This is a genomic window from Pseudomonas sp. URMO17WK12:I6, from assembly GCF_003253625.1.
Taxonomy (GTDB): Bacteria; Pseudomonadota; Gammaproteobacteria; order Pseudomonadales; family Pseudomonadaceae; genus Aquipseudomonas.
The window spans coordinates 75,016-93,755 of the sequence record NZ_QKYZ01000004.1 but is presented as its reverse complement, the minus strand read 5'-3'; the positions used below and the strand labels follow the sequence as shown (position 1 = coordinate 93,755).

Below are 18,740 nucleotides of genomic sequence, written 5' to 3'. Positions count from 1 at the left end.
GTTTTGAATGTTTCAGCCGGTATGGCCAAGACGCACCGGCCGGTACTGACCGTTAAGGACCCGTTGCCACCAACCTTGATGCTCCAGATACCACTGGACCGTTTTGCGTATACCGCTCTCTAAGGTTTCCTGTGGCCGCCAAACGAGTTCACGCTCGATCTTGCCTGCATCGATGGCGTACCGAAGATCATGCCCGGGCCGATCCTTGACGAAGGTAATCAGCTCGCGATAACGCTCGACGCCCGTAGGCTTGTTGGGAGCCAACTCTTCAAGCAGATCGCACAGGGTTTCCACGACCTCAAGATTGGTTTTCTCGTTATGGCCACCGATGTTGTAAGTTTCACCGACCTTGCCCCGGCGCACGACCTCACATAACGCGCGCGCATGGTCCTCTACAAATAACCAATCGCGAATCTGCAAGCCGTCACCATAGACCGGCAGAGGCCGGCCGTGGATGGCATTCAGAATCACATGGGGAATCAACTTTTCGGGGAAGTGATAAGGGCCGTAGTTGTTCGAGCAATTGGTCACCAACACCGGCAGGCCATACGTACGTTGCCAGGCCCGAACCAAATGGTCCGAACTGGCCTTGGACGCCGAATAAGGTGAACTGGGCGCATAAGGCGTAGTTTCACTGAACAGACTATCGGTCCCTTCCAGATCGCCATATACCTCATCGGTGGAGATATGGTGAAAGCGAAAAGCCTGTTTGACCTGCTCCGACAGTCCGCTCCAATAACGTCGGGTCGCTTCGAGCAACGTATAGGTGCCAACAATATTGGTCTGGATAAAGTCCGCGGGGCCGTCGATGGAACGGTCGACATGGGACTCCGCGGCCAGGTGCATCACCGCATCCGGTTGAAATGCCGCGAATACCTGATCCAGCGCCTGAGCGTCACAGATATCGACCTGGAAAAAGTGATAACGCGGCGACTCGGCAATGCTGGACAGGGAGTCGGGATTACCTGCGTATGTCAACTTGTCAACGTTCGCGACCCTGCAAGTGGTTTCACTTATCAGGTGGCGCACCACGGCCGACCCAATGAAACCGGAACCACCGGTAACGAGGATTTTTTTTAACATGAGAGGAGATCCTGGCGGCGAAAAAAAGCTGAAATCGGTCATGCCCTGCCGTATTTATCTTCAAACCTTACGATGTCGTTCTCGCCGAGATAGGAGCCCGACTGGACTTCGATCAGTTCAAGGGGAATAACACCCGGGTTCTCAAGTGCATGCACTTGACCGATGGGGATGTAAGTAGACTGATTCTCGGAGACCAGATAAGTCTGCTCTCCGTTGGTCACTTTGGCCGTACCGCTGACGACGATCCAGTGCTCGGCTCGGTGGTGATGCATCTGCACCGACAACTTAGCACCCGGTTGCACCGTGATACGTTTCACCTGATACCGAGTGCCTTTATCTATCGAGTCATACATGCCCCACGGACGATAGACTTCTCTGTGGTTCGAGTATTCGTGACGATCGGCCTGCTTGAGGCGTTCCACTACTTTTTTAACGTCCTGCACTTGATCCTTACGCGCAACCAGAATGGCGTCGTTGGTTTCAACGATGACCAGCCCTTCGACGCCAATAGTCGCGATCAAACGGCTATTGGCGTGAACATAGGTATTGGACGTGTTCTCGGCGAAGACATCCCCCTTGAGCACGTTACCGTCAGCATCTTTTGCAAAGGCATCGGCAAGCGCGGACCAAGAGCCTATGTCACTCCATCCGGCATTCATCGGGACCATCACCGCATCGGCGGTTTTTTCCATTACTGCGTAATCGATAGAATCCTCGGGGCACGCAGAAAACAAAGCGCGGTCAACCCGAGTGAAATTCAAATCCTGCGAACCGTTACCCAAGGCCTCGATACACGCAGACAAAATGTCAGGCCGGAATTTTTGCAACTCTTCCAGATAACGGCTCGCACGGAACAGGAACATGCCGCTGTTCCAGAAAAATTTGTTTGTGAGCACGTACTCTTGAGCCGTTGCCAGATCAGGTTTCTCGACAAAACGGTTCACTCTATAACCGCCGCCGATATCGTCGCCCTTCTCGATATAGCCATACCCGGTTTCGGGGTAGGTAGGCACTATTGCGAAGGTCACTAACTTGCCTTCCATTGCCAGTCCAAGAGCGATCCTGATGCTCTCCTGGAAAGCCTCGACATCTTTAATCGTGTGATCTGCCGGCAAAATCAGCAGCATCGGGTCCTGACCTTCGACCGTGGCCTGCAGCGCGGCCAACGCTACCGCTGGCGCCGTATTACGACCTACGGGCTCAAGCAGGATATTGGCACCTTCCATACCCAGCTTTCGTAACTGTTCAGCAGCCAAGAACCGATGTTCTTCATTGCAAATGAGCCTGGGAGGTTGTATCTCCAAGCCATCAAGTCTATGAATAGTGGCCTGCAGCAAAGAAAGGTTGGTATCTATTAACGACAGGAATTGTTTAGGGTTCAGTTGTCGCGAAAGTGGCCATAGGCGCGAGCCAGAGCCTCCAGATAAAATAACCGGAATCATTTAGCACCTCATCGAAAAGTAACAGCCTGGATTAGATCGAAGTAATGGATGACTTATGAGGGGCGCCATTCAATGAAAAGCTGCTCATACGCACTCAACACTTTTTCCCATTTGAAACACTCGACAAATCTCGCGGCGCCGGCCTCTTTCATGTCCACAATTTTTTGCTCATCCGCCAGAGACTCATCCAGCAGACGCGAAAGAGATTGTTTGTCCGAGAAGTAAGCAGCCCCCTCGCCCACGACCCAACGGTTAAATGGGTTATCGTGAGCAATAATTGCGCACCCTGCGCCCAACGCCTCGACCAAAGAGGGGTTAGTTCCGCCGACGCGATGGCCATGGAGATAGAAGCGGCTGAAATACCTGAGTGCCTGAACGACGTTTGAATCGTAGATGGCCCCTGGAAATATCACCTCATTACTTGCCGCATCCATCACCTTCTTGTGATATTCGTTAGTGTTCGGCGTGAAGTTCCCAAGTACCACAAGCTTATGATTCCTGACCGAAGAACTGAACGCATCGACCATCTCGAAAAAAGAGTTTTCCGGTTCAGGCCTGGCAATAATGATCGAGAAATTCTTCGGCTCCAGGCCAAAACCCGCCAACACATCGACAGATGCCGATTTCACTTCATCACCACCGTAGGGAATCATTGTGATCTTATCGGCACTGACGCGAGTGGCGAGGTGGTCTTTAATCTTCGGATGGTCGGCAACCAAATGATTGCCAATCCAGCAACCCAAGCGCTCATTTATCCAGAACCAGGTTTTGGCAATCGGCCCCCACTTTTCTCTACGCCACTCGATACCGTCCATATTGATTATATTGGTCTGACCTTTTGCGCGTTGCAGCAGGTTAAAAATGGCTGTGTTGTACCCTAACGTCAAAAACAAACCTTTTTCACTCAACGCATGGCGCACAGCCTTGAAATCAAAAATGACGGTACCCAGTGCGCCTTCCCTAGAGACAGGTATGTGAACACGACGAATACCCCGCCATTCGGTTTCCGTTATTGCACCACTGCCGCCTTCCTGGCAATAAACGGTGATTCTCCAGCCCCTTTCCTTCAAGTAGATCGCTAACTTTTCGGCAAATGTCTCGAAGCCGCCATGTTGTGCTGGAATGCCTCTTATCCCAAGAACCAACAAGTGTCTATTCATAAGTTTCAAATACCTTAATATGCTGACGCGCTACGCACTTCCAATCATGTTTTTCTATCATTGCGGCTCGAGCTTTCTGCGAAATGTCCTCGGTAGCATCTGAGCCCAAGGCGACGAGTATTTGCCGAGCCAAATCTTGCGGGTTGTCCGTTTCAAACAAAAATCCATTTCGGCTGTCGTCGACCACTTCAACCATGGCTGGCAAACGTGAAGACACGGTAATGCAGCCGTACGACATCGCCATTAGCAGCACACCGCTTTGGTAAATTTTTTTATAAGGCAGGACCACAACATCGGCAGAAGAATAATAAAAGTCGACATCCTCATCATTAATATAGCGAATGTGTGGAATCACCACGTTGGATATATTTTTTGACTTTATTATTTCCTCATAATGCTGGAACGAGTCTTTCCACACCTTACCAGCGATTAGCAGCACGGCATCAGGCTCACGCTTTGAGACGATCTCCATCGCACTCAACAAAACATCCAGCCCCTTGACCTTTTTTATCTGGCCAAAGAAAAGTATGAGTTTTTTATCAACCGGCAACGACAAATGCTGTCGAGACAAAACCGTCTCCCGCCTTTTCACGAACGGAAGGTAGTTACCATGAGGAATAATCGCTATTTTCTTATCGATTCCCTGTGCCGAAATCACCGAGCGCAACTCTTGCCGGGAGAACTCGTTATGAACAATGAATTCCTCCGGCGCCCTCAATATCGAGGTGTGGGTTCGTGTCAGAGAACTCCCCGAAAACGATTCAACATCATGCACCGTCGCGACTATCTTTATTCCGCTAAGCCTCAACAGGTTGCACGTTATCAATTCGAGCAGTGAATATTGAAAAAAATGCAGATGACAAATCTTGCCGCCCTTTTTCTTTATATCAATGATCGATCTCGTCAAGGCCATAACAAACCTGGCCAGCCTGACAATTTTATTAGATTTACCGTAGACCCCTTTGAAAAATTTATTTATCGTGAAATTATTTGAACTTTGCTCCTGCGACTCAGGGCAAGTGTAGAGATGTACACAGGCATTATTCAGAACCAACCCTTGTCCAAGGCCGGTATTGTAATAATTCATTCCACCGTGCCCGCCTACTGGTTCAATTATGAAATAATCCAAATGAGCCATGAAGAAAACCCTTATTCAGTTCAATTTAACAACTGATATATTTCGTGAACGGCCGACTGCGCCAACTGTCTATGCGTGCTTTTTTCACCTGCAGCACCGACCTGGTATTGAGGCACAAACCGGCTTATCGCCCCCCTGTGAATCAAACACTCATCAGTGTGAGTCTCAGCGGTGAATTTTTTATTCTTGTCTGAATAATTGTATAAAGAGAATGGCGTACCTACCGCATAGGCAACCACCGCAGGATGCAATCGGGCACTAATCACATGCCTGGCATTTTTTATACACTCAATGGATTGATCAATATCACTGCCCGGAATTTTAAAAACCGAGAATCCGCAATCTTCCAACTCTCTCTCGGCATACAGCGATACTCCGGTATCGACCTCTGCATCCGCATTTAGCACGCCTATCTTATTAACACCCAATGCTCTGCATACCTTGATCGAAACGCCGAGCAACTGCCTGTATATATTGGCACTGGATTGTTCGCCATAACCTTCAAGATCACGTAAGCACACGATAATGTAATCATCTGCCCCATCCCGATTACTTATCCCTTGCGTATCGCCTATATCGAGCGCATATGCCAAGTCCACAGATTGCTTTATCTTTCCGGAGCGCACCCAAGGATTTATTTTTTCAACGGCCCGCAACGAATCCGAGTCTCTAATGTAAAGCGCTTTAGCTATTAACGTTGCAAGAAACAATATCAGGCGGGTCTTCAGTTTCTTATGATTGTCGACCCCAACACCCGCGTAGATAACATGCGCACCAAACAGGCGACCCAGCGCCATGTACTTGATCCCACCAGTCCCGCCCTCATCCATAAAGCAAGTGCCACCTCCCCAGATGATCGCAGAACTGTTCATTACTTTTTTGTAGGCGGCCAACGCGTTAGCCTTATTAAGCTCCACCACCCCCACATCATTATCGCTGATAAAGCTTTGTTTCTTGAGTGACTCTGCATCCCCATAAGTTAACACGGTAAACACCAAACCTGGCTTCTTCAGGGACAGGAGCGACTTTAGCATCAGGAGATCGCCGAAGTTATCTCCGTAATACCCAATAATAGAAACATTCATACGCTCACGCTCTTTCTATAAAGAAGATAGTACGAAACAGCTATGAAGAACTCGCTAACCACAATACTGGCACCAATGCCCTTTGCTTGAAAATTCATTAACAAGACGAACAACCCGACCTGTAGCACCATACCGATACTGGCGACCAGTATCTTTTTGCTCACCCACTCCTCGCTCAATAATGCAGCGCCAAAAGGGGTTGCGAAAAACCTGAACGGAATAGACAGTGCGGCTATTTGCAACACCTGCGCCGCGTAATCATATTCACCGCCAAACAGCAAATGAATAAGCTCTCGAGAATAGAAACTCAAGCCCGTCGCAAAAACAGCTCCTACTGCAAATGAATACAATGAATGCTTGATGGGCATGGATTTTTCCGCACTCGAAAGCGCATGGTATTTTTTTATTAAATAAGTATTGAACACCGTATTAGGCGCAATATAGAGCGCCGTGAGCAAGGTATTACAAATCGCCAGGTATCCAGAATAGGTAGAGCCATAGATCACCCCTAACAAAGAGATCGGGATCTGCAACTGAGCTATATTGAGAGCGCCATTCAACGAATATTTAATGGAGTCCTTCAAAAAATCTCGAATCTTTAACCCTGCTGCTTTTCCGTGCCGGGTTATTAAGGCAACACACAACACCAAGCAAAGAATATTAGCGGCCCCTAGGGCTGCCGCAGCGGTGGTAAAACTCGGGACCAGCGAATAAAAAATCGCCGCAACCAGCAATATCCTTGAAAGCGGCACGACCACTTGGCCAAACGAAATCCGCAGGGGACTGCTCTTAAGCTGACCTTGAGTGATCACAATCGCCTGAGAAGACAGTGCAACCACTCCTGTCGCCAGCAACACCGACTGCAAAAGATCTATGCCTGCTCCATACAACAGCACCATGCTGGTAGCATAGGCGCCCAGCGTATTGATCAACAGGCAAACGTAGGCAATTTGCATGTACCCGGTATATTCAGACGGTGACCGGCTGACACGCCTTAACAACAAACTATTGATGCCACTGAATGCCAGCGCCCCCAGTGTTATAGTAATTGCGTTGGAAAATGATATAAGGCCAAAACTGGCTGCGTCCAAGGTTCGACTGAGTATGACTTGAAGTAAAAAAGTCGCACCCGCAGCCCCAAACGACGAGATCAACAATTGAATTGCTTTCAAGGAAAATATCCTGCACGCGATTAGTCAGCGGCTTGAAATCGATCGTTCAATTTAAAATGCGTTTTCAACAGCAAGTATTTTTTGGATGCGGCGTCCGGAGCCAAGCCTCTTTTTGTTAATGACAGTTCGGGATTCCAGATATCAGCCTCTTTATAAGAGTGATAGAACCAGCTCCAGCCCTTTCGCTCGAACAGATCCAGTAATGTATTCATGTATAGTTCAGAGTCATCCACCGGACTATAGTTCGACACGCTGAACTCACCCACAACGACCGGTCCCGAGTGAACTAAAACCTGAGACAGCGTTTTCCTGAAATACAATTTCAAACTCTTTTCACTTCTTAGTAAAAATGGCAGGCGCTGATTGACGGGAAACTCATGCACGCCCTGATGCGTAAAATCGCCAGGATCGTAATAATGCAGGCTGCCTATAATTTTCTTGTCATCAATCAGGTTGGTGATCTCATTCCAATTGGAACGCTGCCCGTTAGGAATACCATTCGGTTGAAGGGTGATGCGAGGCTGAATCAATACAACTTTGCTTGGGGAAATCTTCAGGATTGTTTCTGATACCAGTTTTAAAAAATCAAGGTAGTTCGCAAGCTCAGCCTGCGCCGGCTCATTCAAAACGTCATAACCGATGACTATGCTTTCGTCCTTGTATTTCTCTGCCAGTTGCGCATAGCTCTTGATCAGCGCGCTCTTCAAATCGGCATTATGCCAATATTCGTCGCCCTTCGAACCCGAGTATTTTTTAATATTACCAGGAAAGGTATGAACATCGATCAGAACCAGGATATTGTACTTTTTTGCATACCGAATATAGCGATCAAGTACAACGACTGCCGTACTGTCCAACCCACCCTTTTCATCGAACAATGGATGTGATGCAAACGCTACGCGCACGGCATTAACATTCAATTCATCCAGATTCTTAAAATCCTGTTCACTTAAATTCAAATCAACATTAAAGCCTCGTAACGGCATGCCCACCTTATAATCCTGAGTACTTCGAGTCATTGCTTGGGTGCTAAACGCAAGCAGCAAAAGCATGACACACAAAAAAGCACTTCTAAACATATCGTTTCGCTCTGTCATTAAGGGCGCAGATTATTCCAAAATTTATCCAGATAATTGCCTGTATGCTATCTGCTCGGAATGACCAACCTTGGATGCCGGTTATTAATATTGCAATGATAGAGACCAGCGCCGCGGCCGAGGCATTGTTAACAGAAACATCCCCTGCCCTTTTGATCGTATTTTTATGAATTCTGTAGATGCCGTATATAAGAGCCAAATAGCTGATGATCCCTATCAGCCCCGTTTCGGCCATGACCAACAAATACATATTGTGCGCCGGGTACCTAAAGCTTTTAGACGCGCCAAACTCATCATACTGCTCCATGACATCGACAAAATTATTCCACCCCACGCCGATGATCGGATGTTCTACAAACATGTTGAGAGCAATTTTGGCCAAAATCAGCCTTGAGGTCGTACTCGACTCGGGCGCATCAAAAAATCGTGCGTAGAGGTTTTCCAGGTTGTAAATCGCACCCGCCATAATTACCAAGGAAAATATTACGGAGGTGTAGATGATTTTTTTGTTTCTTAGAATCGAACTACCATTCGGTCGCTTAAAGTAAAAAAGGCAAAGTCCTACTACAAAAAAATACAACACAATTTGAGTTCTTGAGTAGGTTAAGCAAATGACCACAAAACCTGCTGCGATCGCTCCGATGTACAACAGCCTGCCCTTTCCGTTTACCGCGCCATAGACACAGAACGGTAATAACAGCACCGTAAACAAAGAAAGTAACGCCGGGTGTCTTAACGTACCCGTGACCCGGGTGATTCCATTTTCTACAAAAAGCTCTTTAACTTGCTGAGCGTCTTCCGTGACATCTCCGGTTGCCAGTTGATACGCCGCATACAACGTTTCGAAGAGTATCAATAACGCTGCAACCTTTGTAAATTTCTCCATGGACTTGCCGTCATGAAAAACCGATCTCACCACAAGAAACAGGATGATAATCTTCCAGTGCCGGAAAATTTCATACACGGTAAAGCTTACCGCTTCCGAATTAATGATCGACACAGAGGACAACACGACGAAAAATATTGCCATCGCCGTTATACGGTCAATTTTTATCTTTTCCAGGTTGATTTGCTTACTGAAAAAAATGATCGACACCAGTATCAGAAAGAGAAATATATCGTAGGGCGCAATGGAAAGTTCCGCGCCCCCAAGGTGTATATCCGCCCCGGTCAATCGATACCTGAGATTGAAAGCCGTTGCCACTAGGAGCAACGGAAACAGCATATAGTTGACAAGGACCCTTACTGGCATTTTAGCTCTCGAGAATAGACGGACGTGGCTATTCTTTTACCGATATCAATAAATGGCGTCTCGATGTAACGATGAATCACCGCCGACGCCGTGTAAGTAATAACTATCGAGAGCGCGATAAACAGCGCAACCAGGTCACCGCTCAGATAACCGAGCGCTCTCGCAGTAATCATCACGGTGTCGATAATCAGAATATGAATCAAATACGTGGAGTACGACAGCACACCCAGTTTGACCAGCACCTTGTTCCTGAGGGGGGCTTTCGACAACTCCAATACTCTGGTGATCAAAGGCTGTCTGAATCGGCCGTTCAGTTTGAACACGATGGCCAGCACCGCCCATAAGGTGACCGAGGCAAAACTGGCAAAGGATCGGCTAATGAGGCCTATCCCCAAGACGATGACCCCGATCAAAAAACCGTTCTTTAACTCACCCTCACTATGGCGAATCAAATCGTGGGTCAACATGCCAATGATAAACACAGGGAGTTTTATAAGGATGAAGCTGCCGTAAGAGAATGTCAGGCCAGAGCGAGTTAGGAGCAGCAGCGCAAGCAAACTTGCCACCACGAGCAGTTCTTTCCCGCGTTTCAGCAGAAAGCCACCGACTAACAATGGAGCGATCAGATAAAATTGCCATTCCAGTGTCAGGCTCCACGCTGGAGCTAAAAAGGCATCCCCTGCATGGGGCAGTACCTGGTCCGGAATCACCCCCTGAAGCAGCACTAAACAAGGCATCAAATAAGCAGTTACATTGTTAGTAATACTCGTCCAGTAGCTCTCAACCGCGGCCATTTGCCCAGGTGTGTTCCATGGCATGTCCATGCGAACACTCATTCTTTCGTTAAACAACAAAGCAGCCATGAATATCGCGAGCAGATAGATTGGAATGATCCTGAAAGCGCGTCGGATAATATAGGACTTATAGTCGCCACTTTTTCCGCTTAAGGCTTTGGCTATAAAAAAGCCACTGAGACAGATGAAAATATCTACTGGAATAGCCGTGGCCAACAAGACCTCATTGATGACATGAGGGACGTTGCCTATTGCCTGACGGAAGCAGGAATACAGGTGGCCAAAAACGACCCACCACGCCATCAGTCCTCGAATAGACTCCAGCTCTATGTAGAATTCCTGTTTATTTGCCATGGCCATCTTTTTCTCAACTATCTATCAAGCGTAGTCACTTGGACAACAAATCCATTACTTGCCAATCGGCCAGATCCGGAAAATAGGCTTCTCATCAGACATTTTTGAAAAAACCACGCTACCGCCCCAGGATTTATAGTCAATTCCCTGAGAACACGATGCATTTTTTGTCGGGCAACACGGGTATCAGCACTTGCAGTTGCTGATACCGACCATCAAAACACTCAATACAACACAACAGACTGGGAAGGCTTACGCCCACCCGGCCGCACCCTGATCAACTGTTATCCGATTGATACTCGTAGTTGTAATAACCATAAGCACCATACCCATATTTAGCCGAAGCGCGTTTTTCTACCCCGTTGAAAATGGCGCCTTTCAACTCGATCCCGTTTTGAGCGAACCGGCGAATGGTCAGTTCTACTTCTCTGGAAGGATTAAAACCGAAGCGCGCCACAATCAAGTTTGTGCCTGACTGCCTGCCGACAATCGCTGCATCGGTCACCGCCAACAATGGGGGGGTATCCAGAATGACCAAGTCATACAGCTCACTGACCTGCGATAGCAGCTCAGTAAAGTTTCGATGCATTAACAGTTCTGAAGGGTTAGGCGGTATCTGCCCACGGCTGATGAAATCGAAATTATCGATCTCTGTTTTGTGGATAGCGGTTTTCAGATCACAGCGTTTGGCCAAGACGTCGGAGAGCCCGTTGGTGCTGGAAGTGTTCATGACTTTGTGTAGATAGCCCTTACGCATATCGACGTCGATCAGCAATACTCGCTGCCCTGTTTGGGCAATGACCGCTGCCAGATTGACCGATACAAAGGTTTTACCGACCTGCGGGCTGGGACCGGAAATCATCAGGCGATTGTTGCCAGCTTCATGCATCGCAAAATGCAGGCTGGTGCGCAAACTGCGAAGTGCTTCAATCGCCAGGTCGGTGGGGTGATTGACGGCCAGCACCGAGATACCCTTGCCAGAACGCTTTGCACGCGTGCTTTTTTCTTCCTCATTCTTTTGCAGCACGCTGTAGGGAATGGACGCGTACACCGGGAGCCCGAGTTGCTCAATGGCCTCCGGGCTTTCCAGTCCGCGATTCAATGCCTTGCGCAGCAGCACTAGCAGCACTGCCAGGAATCCGCCCAGAAAGGTGGCAATCAGAACAATCAGGACCTTTTTAGGCTTGATCGGCTTGATCAAATTCACATCCGCCGTATCGATCAAACGCACATTGCCCACCGTCCCGGCGCGCATCACATCGAGTTCCTGGGATTTATTCAGCAGCTGGGTATAAATCGCCGTACCCACTTCGACGTCGCGAGTCAGGCTGAGCAGTTCTTGCTGGGTCGAGGGAAGGTCCTGGACCTTCCCTGCCAGACGTTGTTGTTTGCTACTCAATTCTGCAATCTGAGCAAGTAGGGCCCGGTAGGCCGGGTGTTGACGGGTGAACTTTCTGTCCATCTCCGCTTGCTGGAGTTTTAGCTGAGAGATAGCGGTGTCCAGCGAAACGATCTGGTCCAAGATCGCCTTGGTTTCCAGGCTGATGTCCACGGACTTGGTGCGCGTCTGGTACGAATTGAGCGCATTGCCAGCCTTCTCCAGATCACTTTTGACCTGAGGTAGCTGTTCTTTCAGAAACTCCAGACTTTGCGCGGCTTCGGCAGACGTCCGTTGTACGTTTTGCTCGACATAGAGTTCGGAAATCTTATTGAGGATTTTTACCGCCAATTCCGGCTCGGTACTTTCCAGTGCCAACCCGATGATACCCGACTCTTTCCCACGCTCGATCACATCCAGCGCCTCCTGATAATCCAGGATGCTGGTCAACCGTGGTTTGCGGATAACCCGAAACCGTGTTCCAGGATTGGCACGCAACTCTTCGACAAACAGTTTAACACCGCGTTGATCTACAGGCTCTCCAACCCGCCCTTCAACTAACAGTTCGTCAGTTTCATCGAACAGTTGGAAACTGCCGTTTTCACCAGCAATGAAAGTCAGTTTTTTGGCTAACTTATCTTGTGGCAGCTCGAGGCGAGCTATTTTTAACGATTCGCCACCCCAAGCGTAGCTCGTCATACCCAACAAAGGGTTGGCTATTTCATCAGGGTTAGCATTATTAAATCGACGTGCAATGAACTCGCCAAAAATGGGGAAGTAGCTGGGCTCTACGATAATGGCCAGTTTCAGCTCATCGACTGTTTTGCCAATCACCGCACGAGACTTGATCAGCTCGATCTCAGTCGCCGAAGGCGACTCTTTTCCCAGCATGCTGCTGACATCCGAAAAACCCAGCAAGTCGTTCTTCTTCGCTTCGACCTGTAACAGCGCATTCGCCTGGTATACCGGGGTCGCCAGCACCGCATACGCGGCCCCGGCCACCATGAAGGCACCGGTAATCGCACCTATCAGCCATTTATGGTCGATGAGTGTTCCAAACAGGCCGAGAAGATCAATCTCGTCATTGTCGTCGTCCCGCACGTTGACTACCGGTGCTTGCTGCATAAGTCGGATTCTTTGCCTTGATTACGATTCAAAAAGGAAGTGGCCATCAGCGTGCCAGACGCTGTGCCCATGCGTGTACGGCTTCTTCGATCAACGCATAAGCGTGCACAAAAGCAGGTTTGCCTTGACGGTAGGGGTCGCTGATCTCTCGATCGTCCTGCCATTTGCCCAACAACAACACTTTGCCCCGCGCTTCAGGGGCAATGTTGAGCACGCCACTGACATGCCGCCGCTCCATCACCAGAATCAAGTCCGCCTCACTGACGGCTTGAGAAGTGAGCTGAACGGCCTGGTGCTCATGGGGCAGATGACCATGCTCTGTGAGTACGGCGTGTGCTGTCGGCTCGATGGGCTTGCCCGTCAGGGCGGCAAGGCCGGCTGAACTGACCTGAATATCGGAATGGACGAGTGCCCCACGCAGCAAATGCTCCGCGGTGGGACTGCGGCATATATTGCCAACACAGACAATCAAAACCCTTTTAAGCAAGATGACCTTCCCCGTCTTGTCAACATTGGCGGTGACCTAGCACTTGCCGAACATAAGAGCTTTAAATTACGAATGAGCCCGGGCATTTATAACGACCAGGAACTGCGACTGAAACTTTCAAACAATCAATGCGTATTTATTACCATGACGCTTGAACAGCCCTCAACTTTTTATCCAGACAAAAAATAACATCGCACTCTCCAGAGTACGAAAATAACAGTTAGTGAATTTATTCAGACAATTTCTAACGGTTGTCGTTTTCTGGCGACTGTTCAATCTAAATTATACTGAAATAGCGAATGACTAATGTATAGCCGTTCCGCTACTGCATTGCCAGGGTGTCGAACATTTGGTTAGTAGTTGGGTAAGGGACGCCTTGGGCAATAACTCTATTTACAGCGGGTTACGTCACGAGCATGCCGTGGAACAACCGGGCATGCTCGCCGGCCAATCGGCTGCTCGATGTCTCCCCTGCCCGCGCCTGGCGAGAAGCATGGCGTGCAGACCATTCGCAGCCCCTGGCGCGTTGCGAACATTGTTCTTGAGTGACCGGGCCGCTTCGAGCCCGCACTCCCCAGCGTGACCGGTTCGGCCAGCCTGGATCGAACCTTTCCTACTGCCATCAGCTATTCCATCAGTCTACTTTCAAGGACGCTTCCATGATTCGTAAATGCCTGTTCCCCGCCGCCGGTTATGGGACCCGCTTTTTACCCGCCACCAAGGCCATGCCGAAGGAGATGCTGCCGATCGTCAGTAAGCCGCTGATCCAGTATGCCGTCGAGGAAGCGCGTGACGCCGGCCTGCAACACATGGCCATCGTCACCGGTCGCGGGAAGCGCGCGCTGGAGGATCATTTCGATACCAGCTACGAGCTGGAGCACCAGATTCGTGGCACCGATAAGGAAAAGTTCCTGCACGGCACTCGCGAGCTGATCGATACCTGCAGCTTTTCCTACACTCGTCAGGTGGAAATGAAAGGCCTGGGGCACGCCATTCTCAGCGGCCGCTCGTTGATCGGTGATGAGCCATTCGCCGTGGTGCTGGCCGACGACCTGTGCCTGAACCTGGAGGGGGATGGAGTTCTGGCGCAAATGCTCAAGCTTTATGAGCAGTTCCGCTGTTCGATCGTGGCGATCCAGGAAGTACCCCGCGAGCAGACTCAGAAGTACGGCGTGATTGCCGGCGAGTTGATTCGCGAGGGGATTTACCGGGTCAACAGCATGGTCGAAAAGCCCCGTCCGGAAGACGCTCCGTCCAACCTGGCGATCATCGGTCGATACATTCTGACCCCCGACATCTTCGACCTGATCGCTGACACCGAACCTGGCAAGGGCGGTGAAATCCAGATCACCGATGCGCTGATGAAGCAGGCCCAGAACGGCTGCGTACTGGCTTACAAGTTCGAGGGGCGACGCTTCGACTGTGGCGGTGCCGAAGGTTATATCGAAGCCACCAACTTCTGCTTCGAGCATCTGCATCAAAACGCCCTGTGATGTTGCTGTCCCCCGATATGGTCTTTATCACCTTATGGACGAAGCCTCTATGAATACGTTGAGCGGTTTCAAGGCAGATGACAGTCGCCACCCGTATAGCGCTGACCTTAAGCACAACCTCGCGTACCGCATCGTGCGCGCCTATGCGTCGGAACTGATTTTCCCCCGCGTGCGAAAACCACCGGTACTGCTGGTGGAACGCATCGGCGCGTTCCCCTCCTCCGGGGAGATCCGCCGCCAAGTCAAGGATGGTCCGGCGCTGCTGGCGAGCATCAAGCAGCGTTATGCCCGCGACGCCCTTGACCTCAACGAGAGCAGCGGGCTGAACCTGGTCTTTGCCGACTGGCGCTTCAGCTTGCGCCTCTCGGGCGAGGGTTGCGTAGCTTGCCTGACCGTGGAAAGTCGGGGCGACAGCTCGCTCCTGCAGCGCAAAACCGCCGAGCTGCTGGGGCAGATCGATGCAGGGAGGGCATTTGAATGAACGCGATTGCCGAACACGCCACCAAAGCCTGGTACCTGGTCCAGTGCAAGCCCAAACAAGATGAGCGCGCCGAAGAACATTTGCAGCGCCAAGGCTATGCATGTTTTCGCAAGACCTACAGACGTGAGCGCATGTTGCGCGGGCAACGTCGAGTGATCAGCGAGTCGCTGTTTCCGGGCTACCTGTTTATTCAACTGAGCCTTCAGGACAGCTGGGGTCCACTGCGCTCGACCCGCGGCGTTTCGCGGGTCGTCGGGTTTGGCGGTCAGCCATTGCCGATCCGCGATGCGCTGATCGACGAACTCCAGGAACCAGACAGCCAGGCGATCGTGACCACGCTGTTGAAACACGGAGATGCGGTGCGCATCACTGAAGGTCCGTTCTGCGATCTCGAAGCGGTGTTCCTGGCCATGGACGGTGAAGAACGGGTACTGCTGATGATGAATTTGCTGCAGCGTGAACAGCAAATCAGCCTGCCACTGGCGCGGGTCAACAAGCTTTAGATGCTTTTAGCTGCTTACACAAAAACGCCGCTCAACAACAAGCGGCGTTTTTTATCAACACAGGAAAACCTACGCCCCTTCCGAGAGGTGATTCCAGTCGACCCAACCCAAAAACCACGTCGCCAGAATCAGTAAACCGAAGGCGATCCGGTACCAGGCAAACACCGCATAACTATGGTTGGCGATGAACTTGAGCAACCCGCGCACGGCAATCATCGCAAAGACGAAAGCGGCGACAAATCCCAGGGCAAACACCGGCAAATCTGCGGCCTGGAACAGGTCGCGATATTTATAGCCCGAGTACACCGCGGCCCCCACCATTGTCGGCATCGCCAGGAAGAACGAAAACTCGGTGGCCGTCTTGCGTGACAGGCCAAACAGCAACCCGCCGATAATCGTCGATCCCGAACGCGAAGTGCCGGGAATCATCGCCAGGCATTGTGCACATCCGACTTTCAAGGCATCGGTCCAGCGCATCTCGTCCACGTGATCGACCACTACCACGTGCTCGCGCTGTTCAGCCCACAACATGATGATCCCGCCGATCACCAGCGCCACAGCCACGGTGATCGGGTTGAACAGATATTGATGGATTTTGTCGGCAAACATCACCCCCAGCACCACCGCCGGCAAGAAACCGATCAGCAAATTCAGAGTAAAACGTTGCGCATTACGCTGGGTCGGCAAACCCGTGGTGATGTCCAGAATCTTGCGACGGAACTCCCAGACGACCGCCAGAATAGCGCCCAACTGAATAATGATATTGAACGCCATGGCTCGCTCACCGCCAAAGTCGAGCAGGTCCGCGGCAATAATCTGATGGCCTGTACTGGAGATCGGCAAAAACTCTGTGAGTCCTTCAACCAGCCCTAGAATCGATACTTGCGTGGTGGTCCAGAAGTCCATTAATCCCCCGTTAACCCCTTTCGGCTGAAAGGTCTGTTGTTGGTTCCGAGCAGCTGTCGGGTCAACGGAGAATTAAAACGCATTACCTGCCGGCTTGAGGCAAACGTTATAAAACGTCCATGACCAGGGCTATGACCACCTCGACAGCCCTACCCGCCTGCTACGCTTTGCGTTCATGACTGGAGGAATAACCATGCCGGACGATCCTCCCCCCGCCCTGCTCGACGCTTGATGGGCGCCTGAAGATGAAATTGACCTGGAAGACTGACACTTGTGTATCGCAAATCCATGGCTGCCACTCATCGTCAGCTCGTTGACGTTTTGAGTTTGGGCGCGCGCAATGTCTACCCCCAAAATGATCGCCCAAGAGAACATTCCACATGGCAAAGATCATAGTGCTCGCTGGTGACTTCCCGCAGTGCGACGGGGAATATCACTCGGGTACCATCACGCTCAAAACGGCCCTTAAGCCACGATTGGGGAAAAGCTTCCCGGTCTCGGAATTTAAAGATCTAACGATCCAGAACACGGACTCCAACAAGAATATAAAGAGCGCCATCGGCCTGGGCATTGCGGGCGCGATGTTGTTGGGGCCGGTCGGTGCCATCGCTGGCTATCTGCTCGCGGGCAACAACACGGAAGTGACCTTCATGGCCACCCTGAAGGACGGTGGCAAGCTCCTGGCGGCAACCGATAGCGAGACCTTCGAGGACATCTCGGCACGTGCCCACAAAAAAAACCGCCCCGGTCGCCGAGGCGTCCCTCGCGAATCATTTAACAACGACTCCATTCACTGATCCGCTGCCCCCGTGACCGCGAAGATGTTGCAGGGCACTCTATACAGAACATGCTCCGTCGTACTGCCCACCCACTTGCCCAACCCCTTGCGATGCGCATTGCCCATGACGATCACATCGGCCCGGTGATGCGCTGCAAAGTCAGCCAGCGCTTTGCCGGGCGGGCCCGCAACGAAGTGTTGTCGCTCGGTGGGCACGCCAAAGTGGTCGGCCAATGCGATGAATGACTGATGCAGAGACTTGCGCAGGTCACTGTTGAAGCCTGGCATCGTCACTGCCCCCGCGCCTGCGTCGGCTATATGCGTCAGCGATAGATCATAGGCATGCAGCAAATGCAGTTCTGCGTTGCATTGCATGGCCAGTCCGTTCGCTGCCTGGATGATGCGGTCGTTGATGCCGGTGATCTGCGTATCGGGTTGCGACGGATCGACCGCCGCCACGATCACCCGCGGCAGCGGACACCTGACTTCGCTGACCAGATGCACAGGCACCGGACATTCGCGCAACAGGTGCCAATCCAGAGGCGTAACGAAAACACGCTTGAGTGCAGACTCGTGCTGCACGTCCTTGATCACCAGATCCGGCTGCATTTCTGCCACGTGCCGAAGGATTTCTTGCAACGCGCTGCGGGTTATAAGCACTTCGGTGCTTACCGTGACCCCGCGCCCGCGTATCAGATCTGCTTCATCCTTCAGCCACTTTTCGTTCTCTTGCTGACAGGCCTCACGAAACCGCGCACCGGCGCTCATCAACCCCAAAAGGTGAGAGTCTTCGATAAACACCGTGATGTGCAGCGCTGCGCCAGTGGCTTCGGCGATGGCGACAGCTCGTTCCAACGCCGGGGTGTGACGCATGGCTGGGCCGGCTATCAGAAAGAGTCGTTGATATTGGCTCATGTAACACCTCCAAACGTTCCGGGATATCTGACTCCCCCCAGCGCTCTCGCCTGTCAAACCACCGACGATTGGCTATCGCCTCAACTAACGGGATCGA

At 51.0% G+C, this 18,740-nt stretch carries 17 protein-coding genes; 4 read left to right on the top strand and 13 right to left on the bottom strand.

The window, feature by feature from the left end; genetic code table 11:
• Positions 1-12 precede the first annotated feature (12 nt).
• From rfbB to F475_RS08540, 11 genes are all read right to left on the bottom strand, one after another.
• Positions 13-1,083: a dTDP-glucose 4,6-dehydratase gene (gene rfbB, locus F475_RS08590; protein ID WP_111453700.1), complete on the bottom strand. Its 1,071-nt coding sequence runs from the start codon at positions 1,081-1,083 to the stop codon at positions 13-15.
• A 38-nt stretch (positions 1,084-1,121) separates the two neighbouring features.
• Positions 1,122-2,525 (bottom strand): mannose-1-phosphate guanylyltransferase/mannose-6-phosphate isomerase, encoded by a 1,404-nt coding sequence (locus F475_RS08585; RefSeq protein ID WP_111453699.1) that lies wholly within the window; start codon positions 2,523-2,525, stop codon positions 1,122-1,124.
• Between the two features lie 53 nt (positions 2,526-2,578).
• The gene (locus tag F475_RS08580) at positions 2,579-3,685 is read right to left on the bottom strand and encodes a DUF1972 domain-containing protein (protein ID WP_111453698.1); all 1,107 of its coding nucleotides are present in this window, start codon (positions 3,683-3,685) and stop codon (positions 2,579-2,581) included.
• On the bottom strand, positions 3,678-4,823 hold the full coding sequence (locus tag F475_RS08575) for a glycosyltransferase family 4 protein (RefSeq protein ID WP_111453697.1): 1,146 nt from the start codon (positions 4,821-4,823) through the stop codon (positions 3,678-3,680). The genes F475_RS08580 and F475_RS08575 overlap by 8 nt, the downstream gene beginning before the upstream one ends.
• A 20-nt stretch (positions 4,824-4,843) precedes the next feature.
• A complete protein-coding gene (locus tag F475_RS08570; protein ID WP_111453696.1) occupies positions 4,844-5,908 on the bottom strand; it encodes a polysaccharide pyruvyl transferase family protein in 1,065 nt (354 codons plus the stop codon).
• Positions 5,905-7,080 (bottom strand): oligosaccharide flippase family protein, encoded by a 1,176-nt coding sequence (locus F475_RS08565; RefSeq protein ID WP_111453695.1) that lies wholly within the window; start codon positions 7,078-7,080, stop codon positions 5,905-5,907. The genes F475_RS08570 and F475_RS08565 overlap by 4 nt, the downstream gene beginning before the upstream one ends.
• 20 nt (positions 7,081-7,100) lie before the next feature.
• Positions 7,101-8,066 (bottom strand): glycoside hydrolase family 5 protein, encoded by a 966-nt coding sequence (locus tag F475_RS08560; protein ID WP_256597094.1) that lies wholly within the window; start codon positions 8,064-8,066, stop codon positions 7,101-7,103.
• 85 nt (positions 8,067-8,151) lie between these two features.
• A complete protein-coding gene (locus F475_RS08555) occupies positions 8,152-9,429 on the bottom strand; it encodes an O-antigen ligase (protein ID WP_111453693.1) in 1,278 nt (425 codons plus the stop codon).
• Positions 9,420-10,583, bottom strand: coding sequence for an acyltransferase (locus tag F475_RS08550; RefSeq protein ID WP_111453692.1), 1,164 nt, complete (start codon positions 10,581-10,583; stop codon positions 9,420-9,422). The genes F475_RS08555 and F475_RS08550 overlap by 10 nt, the downstream gene beginning before the upstream one ends.
• Positions 10,584-10,854: 271 nt before the next feature.
• Positions 10,855-13,080 (bottom strand): polysaccharide biosynthesis tyrosine autokinase, encoded by a 2,226-nt coding sequence (locus tag F475_RS08545; protein ID WP_111453691.1) that lies wholly within the window; start codon positions 13,078-13,080, stop codon positions 10,855-10,857.
• 46 nt (positions 13,081-13,126) lie between these two features.
• On the bottom strand, positions 13,127-13,567 hold the full coding sequence (locus F475_RS08540; RefSeq protein WP_172901207.1) for a low molecular weight protein-tyrosine-phosphatase: 441 nt from the start codon (positions 13,565-13,567) through the stop codon (positions 13,127-13,129).
• Positions 13,568-14,226: 659 nt separating this feature from the next.
• On the opposite strand from F475_RS08540, the gene galU reads away from it, so the two are divergent.
• Genes galU through rfaH form a run of 3 tightly spaced genes read left to right on the top strand, consistent with a single transcriptional unit; the run spans position 14,227 to position 16,044 of the window.
• The gene (gene galU, locus F475_RS08530; protein WP_018928284.1) at positions 14,227-15,060 is read left to right on the top strand and encodes a UTP--glucose-1-phosphate uridylyltransferase GalU; all 834 of its coding nucleotides are present in this window, start codon (positions 14,227-14,229) and stop codon (positions 15,058-15,060) included.
• Positions 15,061-15,109: 49 nt separating this feature from the next.
• Complete coding sequence (locus F475_RS08525; RefSeq protein ID WP_018928285.1) at positions 15,110-15,541, top strand: hypothetical protein; 432 nt, start codon at positions 15,110-15,112, stop codon at positions 15,539-15,541.
• Complete coding sequence (gene rfaH / locus F475_RS08520; RefSeq protein WP_019581966.1) at positions 15,538-16,044, top strand: transcription/translation regulatory transformer protein RfaH; 507 nt, start codon at positions 15,538-15,540, stop codon at positions 16,042-16,044. Before F475_RS08525 ends, rfaH begins: the two co-directional genes overlap by 4 nt.
• A 69-nt stretch (positions 16,045-16,113) precedes the next feature.
• Here rfaH and F475_RS08515 read toward each other — a convergent pair whose 3' ends face one another.
• Positions 16,114-16,950: an undecaprenyl-diphosphate phosphatase gene (locus F475_RS08515; RefSeq protein WP_019581965.1), complete on the bottom strand. Its 837-nt coding sequence runs from the start codon at positions 16,948-16,950 to the stop codon at positions 16,114-16,116.
• A gap of 380 nt (positions 16,951-17,330) precedes the next feature.
• On the opposite strand from F475_RS08515, the gene F475_RS08510 reads away from it, so the two are divergent.
• Positions 17,331-17,747, top strand: a complete 417-nt coding sequence (locus F475_RS08510; protein WP_111453690.1) for a hypothetical protein — start codon at positions 17,331-17,333, stop codon at positions 17,745-17,747.
• Here the strand turns inward: F475_RS08510 and F475_RS08505 are convergent.
• Positions 17,741-18,643, bottom strand: coding sequence for a universal stress protein (locus tag F475_RS08505; protein WP_111453689.1), 903 nt, complete (start codon positions 18,641-18,643; stop codon positions 17,741-17,743). The two genes, F475_RS08510 and F475_RS08505, sit on opposite strands and share 7 nt — an antisense overlap.
• Positions 18,644-18,740: the final 97 nt, after the last annotated feature.